14 protein-coding genes are annotated in these 14,369 nt (G+C 35.5%); 4 read left to right on the top strand and 10 right to left on the bottom strand.

Features of this window, described 5'->3' with window-relative positions; translation table 11 throughout:
• Positions 1 to 75 precede the first annotated feature (75 nt).
• Complete coding sequence (locus ACFSFY_RS13690) at positions 76 to 903, bottom strand: MerR family transcriptional regulator (RefSeq protein WP_381538915.1); 828 nt, start codon at positions 901 to 903, stop codon at positions 76 to 78.
• 99 nt (positions 904 to 1,002) lie between these two features.
• Here ACFSFY_RS13690 and ACFSFY_RS13695 point away from each other — a divergent pair, with 99 nt between their 5' ends.
• On the top strand, positions 1,003 to 1,452 hold the full coding sequence (locus ACFSFY_RS13695) for a GNAT family N-acetyltransferase (protein ID WP_381538917.1): 450 nt from the start codon (positions 1,003 to 1,005) through the stop codon (positions 1,450 to 1,452).
• Positions 1,453 to 1,521: 69 nt separating this feature from the next.
• Here the strand turns inward: ACFSFY_RS13695 and phaC are convergent, their stop codons facing one another.
• From phaC to ACFSFY_RS13720, 5 genes are all read right to left on the bottom strand, one after another.
• Positions 1,522 to 2,613 (bottom strand): class III poly(R)-hydroxyalkanoic acid synthase subunit PhaC, encoded by a 1,092-nt coding sequence (phaC, locus tag ACFSFY_RS13700; protein WP_381538919.1) that lies wholly within the window; start codon positions 2,611 to 2,613, stop codon positions 1,522 to 1,524.
• 58 nt (positions 2,614 to 2,671) lie between these two features.
• Entirely contained in the window at positions 2,672 to 3,454 is a 783-nt protein-coding gene (gene fabG / locus ACFSFY_RS13705; protein ID WP_381538922.1) for a 3-oxoacyl-[acyl-carrier-protein] reductase, read from the bottom strand.
• 68 nt (positions 3,455 to 3,522) lie between these two features.
• Positions 3,523 to 3,948, bottom strand: a complete 426-nt coding sequence (locus tag ACFSFY_RS13710) for a hypothetical protein (RefSeq protein ID WP_381538923.1) — start codon at positions 3,946 to 3,948, stop codon at positions 3,523 to 3,525.
• A gap of 415 nt (positions 3,949 to 4,363) precedes the next feature.
• Complete coding sequence (locus tag ACFSFY_RS13715) at positions 4,364 to 6,499, bottom strand: transglycosylase domain-containing protein (RefSeq protein ID WP_381538925.1); 2,136 nt, start codon at positions 6,497 to 6,499, stop codon at positions 4,364 to 4,366.
• Between the two features lie 170 nt (positions 6,500 to 6,669).
• Positions 6,670 to 8,259, bottom strand: coding sequence for a sensor domain-containing diguanylate cyclase (locus tag ACFSFY_RS13720; protein ID WP_381538927.1), 1,590 nt, complete (start codon positions 8,257 to 8,259; stop codon positions 6,670 to 6,672).
• A gap of 169 nt (positions 8,260 to 8,428) precedes the next feature.
• Here ACFSFY_RS13720 and ACFSFY_RS13725 point away from each other — a divergent pair, with 169 nt between their 5' ends.
• Positions 8,429 to 8,584 carry a DUF1540 domain-containing protein gene (locus tag ACFSFY_RS13725; protein WP_381538929.1) on the top strand — a complete coding sequence of 52 codons (156 nt, stop codon included), beginning with the start codon at positions 8,429 to 8,431 and terminating at the stop codon, positions 8,582 to 8,584.
• A gap of 133 nt (positions 8,585 to 8,717) precedes the next feature.
• Here the strand turns inward: ACFSFY_RS13725 and ACFSFY_RS13730 are convergent, their stop codons facing one another.
• Complete coding sequence (locus tag ACFSFY_RS13730; RefSeq protein ID WP_381538930.1) at positions 8,718 to 8,909, bottom strand: hypothetical protein; 192 nt, start codon at positions 8,907 to 8,909, stop codon at positions 8,718 to 8,720.
• A 305-nt stretch (positions 8,910 to 9,214) separates the two neighbouring features.
• On the opposite strand from ACFSFY_RS13730, the gene ACFSFY_RS13735 reads away from it, so the two are divergent.
• Complete coding sequence (locus ACFSFY_RS13735; protein WP_381538932.1) at positions 9,215 to 10,903, top strand: methyl-accepting chemotaxis protein; 1,689 nt, start codon at positions 9,215 to 9,217, stop codon at positions 10,901 to 10,903.
• A gap of 73 nt (positions 10,904 to 10,976) precedes the next feature.
• Here the strand turns inward: ACFSFY_RS13735 and ACFSFY_RS13740 are convergent, their stop codons facing one another.
• From ACFSFY_RS13740 to ACFSFY_RS13750, 3 genes are all read right to left on the bottom strand, one after another.
• Positions 10,977 to 11,522, bottom strand: coding sequence for a hypothetical protein (locus ACFSFY_RS13740; RefSeq protein ID WP_381538934.1), 546 nt, complete (start codon positions 11,520 to 11,522; stop codon positions 10,977 to 10,979).
• Between the two features lie 301 nt (positions 11,523 to 11,823).
• The gene (locus ACFSFY_RS13745) at positions 11,824 to 12,159 is read right to left on the bottom strand and encodes a YolD-like family protein (protein WP_381538936.1); all 336 of its coding nucleotides are present in this window, start codon (positions 12,157 to 12,159) and stop codon (positions 11,824 to 11,826) included.
• A gap of 130 nt (positions 12,160 to 12,289) precedes the next feature.
• Complete coding sequence (locus ACFSFY_RS13750; protein ID WP_381538938.1) at positions 12,290 to 12,451, bottom strand: hypothetical protein; 162 nt, start codon at positions 12,449 to 12,451, stop codon at positions 12,290 to 12,292.
• A gap of 174 nt (positions 12,452 to 12,625) precedes the next feature.
• On the opposite strand from ACFSFY_RS13750, the gene ACFSFY_RS13755 reads away from it, so the two are divergent.
• The gene (locus tag ACFSFY_RS13755; RefSeq protein WP_381538940.1) at positions 12,626 to 14,299 is read left to right on the top strand and encodes an ABC1 kinase family protein; all 1,674 of its coding nucleotides are present in this window, start codon (positions 12,626 to 12,628) and stop codon (positions 14,297 to 14,299) included.
• Positions 14,300 to 14,369 lie beyond the last annotated feature (70 nt).

Below are 14,369 nucleotides of genomic sequence, written 5' to 3' on the forward strand. Positions count from 1 at the left end.
AAAACTACTCTAAATTTTAATGAAAAATACCAAGGGTTTACAACCCCCTTGGTATTTCCGTTAAAGCTGTATCCTTCACTTACGTTCTACCTGCATTCTAATTTCCGTTACATAATGATCACTGCCACTCACCGATATTTCATCTAAAAGGTACTCCTCATACGTGTAGTTCGTTAGATTTAAGTGATTTTTTACGGTAAATTCCAACATTTTCTTGAAGGTTTGATGAATCAATTCCTCACTTCCCTTATGGTATGCCACCACATACAAGCCTTGTGGGTTTACATAGCAAGCAATCTGCGGAGCTAGTTCTTCCAATCTTGTGTAGAGATACGTATAGTTTTCATAGTCCCCTTGCTCAACCTGATCTTTACTGATCACCGCTCCAATTGGGTAACCAATATCCAACCCCTCCTCTTTAATACATTCGATAAATGTAGAAACCGAATTGAGGAACCCCTTATCGGAACAATCTAAAATAGAACTGCTCAAAAACAACCGTTCTTCCGCTTGTTCTTGTAAAGTGATTGTTGAATAATCAATAACTAATGCACGTTCTGTTAGTTCAATTTTCGTCTGGATGATTTTTTGTATACTCTGCAAGTTGTTGATTTTCACATCAATTTCTTGCGTTTTATTCTTCAATAGTTCTATAAGGTCTATCGGGGTTTTGTTTTTCAGAAATAATTTAATTTCTTTTAACGGCATGTCCACTTCTTTTAATAGTTGAATGACGGAAAAGACATCGAACTGATGATAAGAGTAGTATCTGTAACCTTTCTCATTCTTAATTTCAGGAGAAAGTAAATCGATATCATCGTAGTGAAACAACGTTTGTTTTTTCACATTACATAACTTCGCAAATTCACCAACCGTGAAATATTTATGAAAATTCTCACTCACTTAAGTCACACTCCTTGACTATACGGTAACCATATACCTTAAGATATAACTATACCACTACACATATCCATTGGTGCAATTAGAAAGGACTTGATAGTCATGAGTATATCCATTCATGACGTTACAAAAGAAAATAAAGAAGATATTTTAAGTTTAAGTGTTTCCGAATCCCAAACAAACTTTATAGAAACGACAGAACAATGTTTAGATGACGCTAAGGAATACCCTGAGTTTAAACCTGTCGGACTGTATTCAAACAAAGAGCTCGTGGGCTTTGCAATGTATGGATATTTCCCTGAAGAAATGAAAAACGGTCGTGTTTGGTTAGACCGATTTCTCATTGATGCCAAGTATCAAGGGATTGGCTATGGAAAAGCTATGTTGACAGCATTAATTCAAAAATTAGTGCAAGAATTTTCATGTCAGGAGATCTATTTAAGTTTATATGAAGACAATCAATCAGCACTCCGCCTATATGAGAAATTCGGTTTTCAATTTAACGGTGAATCCGATATCAATAATGAAAAAGTTATGGTGAAAATCATTTAAAACTGAAGTAACTTATGAAAATCCCGTTGCACACGCAATTGATAATTGCATGTACAACGGGATTTTTTTTTAGGCTTCGGAATGATCTGTCAACCATTTGTCAATCAAAGGAAATGTGGTTTCAATCGCTCTTTTTCCAACAACAACTGAAACATGACCTGTATTCAACAAATGAAATGTTTGATCCTGACTTGATACTTTAGCATTTAGTGGTTCGACTTGCTTAGGAGAAGCTATGACATCATGTTTTCCTGCAATATTTAAAAGGTTTGCAGTTATTTTACTAAGCTCTACTTTCCGTCCCCTGATATATAGTTCGTCTTTGATTAATTTATTCTCCTGATAAAACTCGCCTATCCACTGTCTATAAGCTTCACCTGGAAATGGGGTGCCGTCGTTCAACCATTTCTGCATCAACTTCCAGCTTTTAACGAATTCTTCATTGTCTGCACGATCGGCTAAGCTCACATAAGGTCCATAGAAGTTTGCAATCGGATTTAAAAGTTTATTACCAAAATCAATCATATCGTGCGGAATCAGACCAAGCGTATCGACTAATTTATCCAAATTAAAGTACCGTTTGTCTAACCAATTCGTATACAAGCCCGCATCTGAAAAATCAATAGGACTCGTCATAAGAACCAGATTTCGTATGGGTAATTCAGGATGGAGTGCCGTAAATATTGAAGTCATAGTTCCACCCATACAATACCCAAGTAAACTTATTTCCTTTGCCTCTGACGTTTGCAATACCTTCTTAACGGCACGAGGAATATAATCTAAAATATAATTATCCAACTTCATATTTCGATCCTCATAACCGGCCGTACCCCAATCTAGTAAATACACATCGTGCCCCTTATTTGTTAAATGCTCGATTAAGCTATTGCCCGGAGTTAAATCCAATATATACGGTTTGTTGATGAGTGCATAAATCATTAAAATTGGAACAGCATTCGTTTTCTTCATCGAGGATTGATAGCGATATAACTTTGCTTTATTTTTTGTCCAAATGATTTCTTTAGGAGTTTGACCCACTTTGGGATCCGATTCATTTGATAAGACATCCGACACCCTTTTAACACGTTCAAAACCTGACTTCATTCCGTCCGGCATTGTTTCCATCCATTTCTCAGCATCTATACCTTTTGAATAACTCATTTTATTCCTCCTACGAACAATTATAAAGGGCTCCCTTGTCGGAAGCCCCATTTACCAATTACATGTGTAATCCACCATTTATATTAATGGATTGACCTGTAATGTAATCTGCAGTTGTTAAGAATAATACTGCTTCTGCAATTTCTTCTGTTTGCCCTAAACGTCGCATCGGAATTTTTGAAATGATGCTCTTTTTCACATCATCAGGCATTTCTTTGACCATTTCTGTTTCTATGAATCCAGGACAAATTGCATTCACGGTAATTCCATTCTTTGCTGTTTCTAATGCAAGTGATTTCGTTAAACCAACCAAGCCCGCTTTTGAAGCCGCATAATTGGATTGACCGAATCCACCCGACTGGCCAATAATTGAACTAATATTAATAACTCTCCCACTTTTTTGCTCCAACATATGATTAATAACTTCTTTAGTTGTATAGAAAACGCTGTTTAGATTTACATCAATCACTTCATTCCAATCCTCATTTGTAAGGTTTCGAAACGTGCGATCTCTTGTAATTCCAGCATTATTTACAAGAATATCGATCTTGCCAAACGTCTTTTTCACTTCTTTCATAAACTCCTTAACATCATCCGGGTTAGATACGTCGGATTTGATTGCTACAGAAATTCCGCCCTTTTCTTCAATTTCCTTAACGATTGCGTTTGCATCATCAATTCTTGTATGATAATTGATTGCGACACTTGCACCATTTTCAGCTAAAGCTTTAGCAATAGTTGCACCTATTCCACGTGATCCACCTGTTACAACTGCAACTTTTCCAGCTAGTGGTTTTTTGTTTTTAATTTCTTCTGTTGCTTCAATTAAATTAATCGTCATTGAGCTATACACTTCCAATCCATCTATTTGTTCGAAACTTCATTAGATTTAATTAATCTTTCTTTATTTTATTGTTCACTATTGACTGTTTGATTACTTAACGTTTCAAGCACTCTTAAAACACCATCTAATTTTTGTTCAAGATTAGTTACGACTGTTTTTAACTGATTGATTTCTTTAGAAGAATCAATTTTACTCAGTTCATCCTCGAATTTATCATTTAGACCATCCACTTTTTCTTCTAAATTAATAACTAGTGATGAAACCTCGGCTAGGTCATCGCGAGTTGGGATATTCACTTCCTGTAAATATGTTTCCGTTGTCTTCTTTGAAAGTTCCTTAAATTGCAGATAGAAATTTAAGGTCTCCCCCATGCCTTCAGAGAATGATTCCTTCTTCAAAGATTCTTGAATTGCCTCATTCCAATTTGACTCTGTTTGATCATACATATCTTTCCACATTTTGAATGGATCCAGTGGTATTGATTTTGACAAATAACTCATCTCCCTAATCTTATTCTGCTCAGTCAATCCAACCCTTTGTCTCCAATGAACTATTCAACAACATTCCACAGGGATTCTATAATGTGCAAGTTCAGGATTTATTGCACAAAAGAAGTTAAGCGTGCCCCGTTTCTTAACGACTCTACTAATGTATGAAAGATGGTAAGTACATATGCACAATTATTTAATAAATATTTCCCCCTTTTTTAAATCACCCTATTGATAAAACAAATATGTAGAAATAACTTTGTTGTGAAAGACACTATGCATTAAATCATTTCTATTTATTTAATAACTTCTAATCAACGCAAAAAAGCGCACACGAATGATAGCGTGTACGCTTTTCCCGATATAAATCAAACTTAAATTTCCTCTAAACGCTGTAGGGATATCCCTGCCGCTACTATCATCCCTCTTTTTTATCTTTATCTTTTTTGTCTTTATCTTTTTTATCTTCTTTTTTATCTTCTTTTTTCTTTTCTTTTTTCTTTTCTTTTTCCTTTTTCTTCTCCTCTTCTTTTTCCTTTTTATTTTTCTTCTTCTCTTCTTTTTCCTTTTTCTTTTCCTTCCCCTTATTCTTTTCTTTATTTTCAGAACTATCTTTCGCTTCTTTTTGTTCCTTTTTTATTTTCTTTGAAATTAATGATAAGTCAAACTCCTTGTTCGGCAACTCACTCATCGATTGAGATAACACTTTTTGAAATATAGTTGTTACTGTTTCACTACTAGTCCCCGTCAAGTAATGTTCCGGATCTGTTTTGTCATAACCTAACCAGACTGCACCTACTATATCTGGTGTGAATCCAACAAACCAATGATCTTTTGAACCAGCCACACCTGGAAAAGGTAGTTGTGTAGTACCTGTTTTTCCAGCTACGTTCATATCAGAAATACTTGCATTTTTACCAGAACCATTTTCTACAACACCTTTTAGCATATATGTCATCTGTTGAGATACTTCTGGTTCTATAACTCCAGTAGATTTTTCAACCCATTTTCCAACTATTTCACGTTCTGCATCCCTAATTTCCGATATAGCATGAGCTTCCATCATTATTCCATCGTTAGGAAAAGTAGAGAATGCTTGTGCCATTAATAGTGGCGATGTCCCTTTGTTTAGACCCCCTAATGCTAACGTAAGGTTATGGTCTTCTTTTTCCAAAGGAATACCAAACCGTTCTACTGTACTCATTCCCTTTTCAATCCCGATTTCATTTAATAACCATACTGCGGGCACATTATAAGAATTTAGTACTGCATCATACATTGTAACTTTCCCACGGTATTGCTTATCTATATTTTGCGGTTGATATCCACCTATATTGATTGGTTCATCGACAAGTAAATCCTCGAAGTTGTATCCATGCTCCAGTGCCGGAGTGTAAACCGATAGTGGTTTTAATGCAGATCCAGGTTGCCTTATTAACTGAGTCGCATTATTAAAACGATTGTAAGTATATTCGCCTCTTCCACCAACTAACGCACTAATTCCACCGGTTTTAGGATTAAGGAAAACGGATCCACTTTGAATAAGCTGATCTGGCACGCTCACTGGAAAATTATCCTCATCTTGAAATACTTGTTCCAAAGCGTCCTGAATAACAGGATTTAGTTCAGTATAAATATGAAGGCCTCCTGAAAGAACTTCATTCTCTGTTAATTCGTATTTTTTTACTGCTTCATTGATTAGATAATTAACGTAATATGGATAATTCCCATTGTAATTAACAACTTCTTTACTGGATAAAGCAATTTCTTGATCTCTTGTTTTTTCAAATTCCTTTTGATCAATGTAACCTTCGCTATTCATTAAAGAGAGTACAATGTTTCTTCGTTCAACTGCTTTATCCATATTTTTATAAGGTGATAAATTAGAGGGCGCTTTGACCAACCCCGTCAAAGTAGCTGATTCATTCAATGTTAATTCGCCAACATCTTTACCAAAGTAGACCTGTGCTGCTCGCTGAATTCCCCATGCGCCTTCACCAAAATAGATTTGGTTTAAATAACGTTCCATGATTTCATCTTTCGAATACGTTCTCTCAATCTTTTTTGTGAGTATTAGTTCTTTAAGTTTACGTGTATAGGTTTGTTCCTCTGTAAGAAAAACATTTTTCGAAAGTTGTTGAGTAATTGTACTACCACCAGCAACAATCTTTCCTTTAAACAGATTTTGTATGAACGCCCTTGTAATACCTATGTAGTTAATACCGCTATGTTTATAAAATTGTTGGTCCTCTGTGGAGACAAAAGCTTCAATAACTTCTTTCGGAATTTGATCCAAACTAACGCCCTCAATCTTGGAGTTAGAAACTTTACTAGCCACATCACCATTTATATCATAAATAATTGTGGGGCGTGGTTCTACAATATCTAATTTACTTACGTCGCTAAGCATTATGAAAACATTGATTACGAATAGACCACTCAATACAATTCCTATGAAGATAAATATAAACTTATTAACACTTTTTAGTGACTTAAACCATGCTTTAAACTGGCTAAACCGTGACTTTTCTTTCCCAAGTTCTATTTCACCCATATGAATACCATCCCTTACGTTGTAATACAAAAATATAATGCTAGAAGTTATTCAGTTGTCTAAATTCAATGGATTAAATTCGATACCGCACTAAAGTATTTAAAAATCCTTTTAATTGAAAAGAGTTGAATACTAGGTTAAGTATTCAACCATTTTTCTTTAACACTATATCACGATTTTAATAATTCTTTATGAGCCTCAGTAAAATCAGCCATGATTGTCTTATTTCGACCTGAATTTTTCGCTTCATATAAACTCTTATCTGCTACTTCAATTAACGTCATAATATGTTCAGCACATTCAGGATAACTTGCAACTCCAGAGGAAATCGTAATCACTTCCCCGCATGGACTAACAGTCGTTTCAAACTTCATTCGTAACCGCTCCGCTATATCAAAAGCTTGCAATATTGTCGTTTGGGGCAATAACATTATGAATTCCTCACCCCCGTAACGACAACACACATCGGTACTTCTCGATACCGCAAGCATTTCCTTGGCCACAAACTTCAATACTTCGTCCCCAACAGAATGACCATATGTATCGTTGACACGCTTGAATCGGTCGATATCAAACAGTATGATTGAAAACGGTACTTTTTGATCGATCCATTTTTTTGTTGTTTCATCCATCGAACGTCTATTTACCAATCCTGTCAAAGGATCGATAGTAGATTCATGAATAAAGTAATTCACTTTGTCTTCTAGAAAAGACAAGCTTTTAACTAGAGCTTTTTCCAATTGAATGGCCTCGTAATACCAAGCATTTACATCTACAATTTCTTCTTTTTCATTTTTTATCATACTCGACTCTGCATACTTTCCTAATTTTTCTAAAGGCTTTGCAATCTGATTTGAGATATAAATAATGATTATAAATGAAAGTAGTAAAAACGGCAGTGTATTAATAATCATTTCATTTCTCGTTTCTGTTGCTGGAAGTAAAGCCATTTCAGTTGGCCTTTGTGAGACGACTCCCCAGCTTGTAGTTGGCATATAGGCATAACCTGCCAGCAAATCCATACCCTTTGAATTAGTAAGTCTTTTATCACCGCTTTTACCACTTATGACTGCTTCTATTACAGGGTTTCCAGGAACAATAGCACTAATCCTGCTCTTTTCCGGATGATAAAGAATTTTTCCATCCTCGTTGACAACATATACATACGAACCATCTTGATAGAAATGTTTACCTAATAAATCATTTAAGATGTTTTCCTCAAGTAAATAAATCGAGCCACCCACATAACCAAGGTACTGACCTTTATCATCAAAAATAGGGTGCGAAATAAAAATGATTAATCGATTTGTTATCGAGGTGTAAGGTTTTGTAATTAACGGTTTTCTCTCTTCAAGTGCTTGAAGTCCACCCGGTGATGTTACTTGCTTTCCTAAAAGATCCAACTTTTCAGGGGAAGCTGCAATTATTTTTCCAGTTGCAGACGTTACCACTACCGAGTTAAACGTATTTGTTTCATTGAATAACCGTTTCGTTTCTTTAAGCAATAACTCTTCAGAATTATTTTGTTTCATATACTCAACTACGTCTTTTGAGCTGTATTTCAAAGTTTGAAGCGTAGTTTTAAAAAATGTATCGGTTACGTCTGCAAGCTTTTGAGCATACACTCGATTTGTTTCTAACGTATTTTCAATAAGTGTGTCCTGATTTACACGGTGTCCAGAGGTAATGCTGCTAATAAGTGTTAATGCCACTGACAGTAATGCGACTAAGAGAATTAAATGTTTTAATGAAAATTTCATAATTATGTAAAGGACCCCTTTAAATTTTTCCACACGCACTATTTCCTACTATTATACCATTAAAATGTTTCTATAAGCACACTTATTTAATAATTATAACTAGTTGAATTTCAGTTAAGTATAACCTAATTTGACTTGGGAAGGATACGTTTAGAGGAGGTGTGGTCATATGGGACAAAGAATACTTTGTGAAGTTCACAACTGTAAGTATTGGGGCGAAGGGAACAATTGTCACGCAGATGTCATTTATGTAGTCAGTCAGAAAGGCAAACACGCAGCCCACAGTGATGAAACAGATTGTAAAACATTTGTTCCTCAAGCTTAAAACTACAACAACTCAATTTAAAGCACCAAATACGTATTTGGTGCGAGCCATTTGAACCAAAAGACGGTTGACATGGAGTACAAACCCATTTCAACCGTCTTTAATTTAAATAGTACTAGTGTTTAAAACAACATCACTCTTCATTATTTTTCCGTGACGTTTCTCGTGATTTCTCCATTAAAGCTTCTCTGTACTCTTTAGGTCCCGCATATGAACGAACCGCTAATTTACTTGTTGCATTTAGTTCAAAAGGATCTATAAAATCCGAGGATACTTCTGTTTTCATTTTGTTAAATTGGGCCTTTATTTTCCGATTCTCCTGCACCGTTATCCCTCCTCAAAGTAGCATACCTACTCAATATGGTTGAAAAACAATATTTCATGCACAATTCATTGGTAAATATAGATTCAGGAAATAACTGAGAAGAACACATCTGTTTATATGTACATATTTTTGGACTTTACTTTCACTTTGCGATTTTCTTTAAGAATCAATCCGGTCATTAAAAAGAAAATGATTTCAGATGGTTACAGTTTCGCAATTCCAATCTTTACAATACCTTAACACCGAACTATTCTCCTATGTCCTATAATTACTAATGACTACACGACACAGGAGGTCATTGAGACATGCGATTCAGCGTTCGAAAAAAATTATGGTTAGGCTTTTCATCCATTTTACTCATCTTAATTACTGTAGGTGTATGCGGACTATGGGCATTAACGAAATTAAATAGCGAATATCGTTATTTAATCGATGAGAGAGTAAGCATGGTAATGCTACTAGAGCAATTATTATCAGCTCAAAATGAAGATGCAAAAAATCTTCACGGTTATATCATATACGAAGACGAAACATATTTATCACATCGTGAAGAGATACTTAATTCCTATAAATCTAAATTAAAAAATCTAGATAAACGAATACAAACCCCGGCTGCTCGTGAACTATTCTTGCAGTTAAAAGAGGCTTCTATTAGCTATCAAGGACTAAGTGAAATTGTAATAAGAGATGTCAATAATGGTGAGTTGATTACTGCGGCAAAAATTGCAATGGAGGGAGAACGTTTCGAATTTGTAATTAATGACAGAATTTCAAAATTAATTGAATATCAAGAACTGCAGCGGGAACAGACTGAGAATGAATTGCAGTTTTTATTGAAATGGATACAAGCCCTTATTATTTTATTAATTGCGGTAGCGATAGTAGTAACGGTGGTCATTGCACGCATCATTAGTCGAAGCATTGCTATACCAGTCGGCACAATGACTATGGCTCTAAAACAAATAGCTACCGGTAATTTTTCAGCGGAAAGAGTAAGCGTTCATAATAAAGACGAACTCGGGGAAATGGCGGATGCGTTCAATGAAATGGTAGATGATCTTAGGGAAATCATCATAAATGCAAGACAATCAGCTATTCAACTTGCTGTATATGCAGAAGATTTATCGGTTAGCTCTGGAGATAGCCTGAAAACATCTGCACTTGTAGCTGACATTACAGAACGAAACTTGGTTTCCAGTGAATTACAAACGACTACCGCAAACGATTCCACGCTTTCTATTGAGCAAATGGTATCACGCATCAATAAAATTACTTTGGAAAACCAAATAATGCTTTCCTCTTCAGATGAAGTAGCTCGTCTAGTGAAAGATGGTGGAATGCTCATGCAAGATTCCACAAATCAAATGGATACGATTCTTATGACCATGAGAGATTCTTCTAATACGATTCAAGACATGGCAATACATTCCGCCCAAATTCAAAATGCAACTTCACTTATAACCGCCATTGCTGAACAAACAAACTTATTGGCATTGAATGCAGCGATAGAAGCCGCAAGAGCCGGCGAACACGGTAAAGGTTTTGCTGTTGTTGCAAAAGAAGTGCGTATTCTTGCCGAACAATCTAAGAGATCTGCCGCAGAAATTGGTCATATGATGGATACGATGGTTCGAGATGTAGATAAGGCCGTTTCGAATACAGAAAACGGCACCAAACAAGTTGAAGAAGGGCTTAAAGTAACAGAAAAAACGGACCATGTATTTAATCGCATCGAATTTGCAACTGGTGATATGCGTGAAAAGATTGCTACTGTATCCGTAGCTATAGAAGAGATTCGAAAAATGACAGACAAAGTTTCTATTGAATCAATAACAATTGAAAGACTAGCAATACAAGCCACTATAGAAGCTGAGTCGTCAAGTGCCGCAACACAAGAGCAGCTTGCTTTAAATACGGAGATATCTGGAAGTGCAGAAACCCTAGCGAAACTAGCGGAATCACTGCAAAATGATATGGCCAGGTTTGAAATTTAATAAACGCAAAGCCGATTGCATATGCAATCGGCTTTATGTTTATTACCTATATTTTCTCAATAGCCAACACTTATCATTTCCAAACTGACAAGTATTTCTTTTGATATTTTATATCTTCTTCTGTAGCAATTAAATCCAGTGCGGTTTGTTTAATCGTTTCGTCTTGTAATTGGTCATATAACTTTTTCAAACCTTCAATCATATCAAATCGAATCAGCGTATAGTGTTTTTCGCCTAACCCATTTTGGAATCGATCGATTATATGATTCAAGACCATCAATTTTTGTTCTTCACCCGCCAATCCAATTTTCCATATGGACTGTAAACTATGTCGAGCCGTTACAAACTTCGGGTCTTTTGTCACTTTCCATAACATAGGAAAGTCTTCGAGCATGCGTTGTTCAGGGTCACTAATTGCCAACGCAGAAAGAAACTGTGCCGCTCTCGATCTTTGGTGGTTATCGACATCTGTTAACCACTCTATTAACATATCCCAAACGTCATATGCCCAATCGACTTCGTCAGTTGTTTCATCTAAAATACTTTTAAACGCATCTAATTGAGCCTCTTTATCATCTGATTCTAAGTTTTTAAAAAGAGATTGAATGTTACTGTCCATTTGGTTTATCCCTCATTTATAATTTTTTTAAAAAAGTATCTATAAGCATTAGCTTTATTCACGCGAAACATCGCTTATAACTATTCGCTTGTACAAGGGGGTCCAGAACATTTTATAAAAACCAGTCCAATAATCGAATAAATATAGAGAATGCTGAGGTAGAAATAGGGGGGTTCTGTTTATTGTTTGATTAATGAGTAAAACTCTTTGTTCGAAGGCTTGCAAATGATAGTTGTTGTTATAAACAAAAAAACAACATAGCACAAATTCACCAACCGCAAACTTGTATGATGAAAACCACTTAATCAATAGTCATACATTGTACATTAATAATTGCTACGACTGGTATTTTTCTAATACCTGATGTTTCCTCTAGAACAATTGCTTTTAAAAAAGTATCTATTTTCACTATTATCCCCTGATGTTCAATAATTTCACCATCAAACCAAGTTTTAATAAGTGTTTCACCTTTTCTTTTAATGGCCAATTCCAACTCTTCCTGAATTAACTGGAAATCCCATTCATTCAGTTCGGGTCGTTCTGTATACGCATCCTCATTGGTCCATTTGCGTAGCTCTAACAAGTGTTCAGGCAACATGAGTGAAGTCCACTTAATATTTCCGCGATCTCGATTCACAATCCTCACCTGTCTTCTAAATAATATTGGTTCAAAATAAAAATCATTATACTAAAATTACGGGTACACCTACTTTACAGAACGAAAAAGAACGCCTGTTCCTAACGCTGGTAATTAGTATACAAAACTTTTATTCATTTTGCAACTCTCTGTAATACTGAAAAACAAGTGAATCCATATCTGAAATCATTTGTAAGTTCCCAATTGATTCTACCCCTTCAACAATCATTGCAAGTTCTTCTTCACTAAGTCGAATCAACAATTGAACATTTTCGCTCCTTTCAAATCTCATAATATAAACCTCCATTCATGTTACTAATATTACTTACTAGTAGTACTCTACCCTTTTTCCTATAAATCTAAGCATAAATGAAATTATTAACTAGATGGGATTCTCTTACCAGTTTAGTGTATGATAAATGTATTCCATACACGAGAAAAGCAATGAGATAAAGGAGGAAATTGTTTGTTTAAAACGAAGATTAGGCACTCAAAACGCTTCCAAGTAATTATAAACACATTTTTGCATAACGGTTTTAGCCATGTTTTACATCGTTTAGGAATCACAGATCGTATTTCATCAAAAAAAGAAAACACAACTGATGTTGATATAAACATGCAGGATATTGGGGTGAAACTCCGCAGGGCACTACAAGATCTAGGACCTACCTTTATTAAGCTTGGACAAATCGCTAGTTCACGTCATGATCTTGTTCCAATAGAAATTTCTAAAGAACTTGCAAAATTGCAAGATCATGTTGCCCCCGTTTCGTTTGAACAAATACGGGAAATTATAGAGGCAGAATTAGAGGATACAATTGAAAATACCTTTCTAGATTTCATCGAAAAACCACTGGCGACAGCTTCAATCGGTCAAGTCCATATCGCTCACCTTCTAACCGGAGAAGAAGTTGCAGTGAAAATTCAACGTCCGGATATCCAACCCATTGTAAAAACAGATTTATCCATACTGCAAAACTTAGCACGATTTTTAGAAGACAATACAGCATGGGGTAAAACGTATAATCTTACCGATATTATCGATGAATTTTCGAGATCTCTTCTGGATGAGATGGATTACCGCGTAGAAGGACGGAATGGGGAGCGAATAGCAAAGCAGTTTCAAAATGAGTCTGCTATACATATTCCTACAATTTATTGGGACTATTCCTCTGAAAAAGTACTCACGATGGAAATGATTCGCGGGATTAAGATTAATGACATGGACCGATTGAACTCAGAAGGATATGACCAAAATATAATCGCGAAACGCGTTGTGGATTCTATGTTCACACAAGTTTTGAAACATGGTTTTTTCCATGGCGACCCACATCCAGGGAATATTTATATTTTGCCAGACAATGTTGTTGCGTACTTGGATTTCGGAATGGTAGGTCGTATCGACGATGAACTTAAGTACCACTTCGCTTCCCTGATCATTAATTTGCAACAAGGAAATACGGATGGTCTTTTAAAAACATTTTCAGAGATGGGGCTTTTATCTGATGAAACAGATTTACCATCCTTCAAGAGAGATTTAGATGATCTCCAAACGAAATATTACGACGCTTCCCTAAAAGATATTAGTCTAGGCGGTATTTTCATAGAACTGCTTTCTGTCGCGTACCACCATAATATTCGCATACCAACTGAAATCACAATATTGACAAAGGCTATTCTTACGCTTGAAGGTTTAATAAGCGAATTAGATCCGACTTTCAGCATCATGAAAGCTGTAGAACCATTTGGGAAAAGATTAGTTGCTGAACGTTTTCACCCCATGTATATTTTAAAAAAGTCTTGGCATGAGACTATGGATAATATCGACATCCTTTTCAAATTACCTAAAGATTTAAAAGACATCACTTCGAAAATCAAAAAAGGAAAATTGCAATTGGACATTAGTTTTAGACAAGCGGAAAAAGTTTTAAATAGAATCGATCGCATTAGTAATCGACTTTCTCTAAGCATCATCTTATTGTCATTTAGTATTTTAATGGTTGGACTTATAATCGGGTCAGCGATTGCTGGACAGACAAACCTTCTATGGAATTTTCCAATTATCGAACTTGGCTCCATCGTAGCTACCCTGATGTTTTTATTTTTAATCTTTTCGATATTCCGATCAGGACGCACTTAATAGTAAACAAATAAAAAAACGACTCGCTGGATACATGTAAAATCCAGCGAGTCGTTTCTATTTGTCCCCA

Source organism: Sporosarcina siberiensis (assembly GCF_042681925.1).
Taxonomy (GTDB): domain Bacteria; phylum Bacillota; class Bacilli; order Bacillales_A; family Planococcaceae; genus Sporosarcina; species Sporosarcina siberiensis.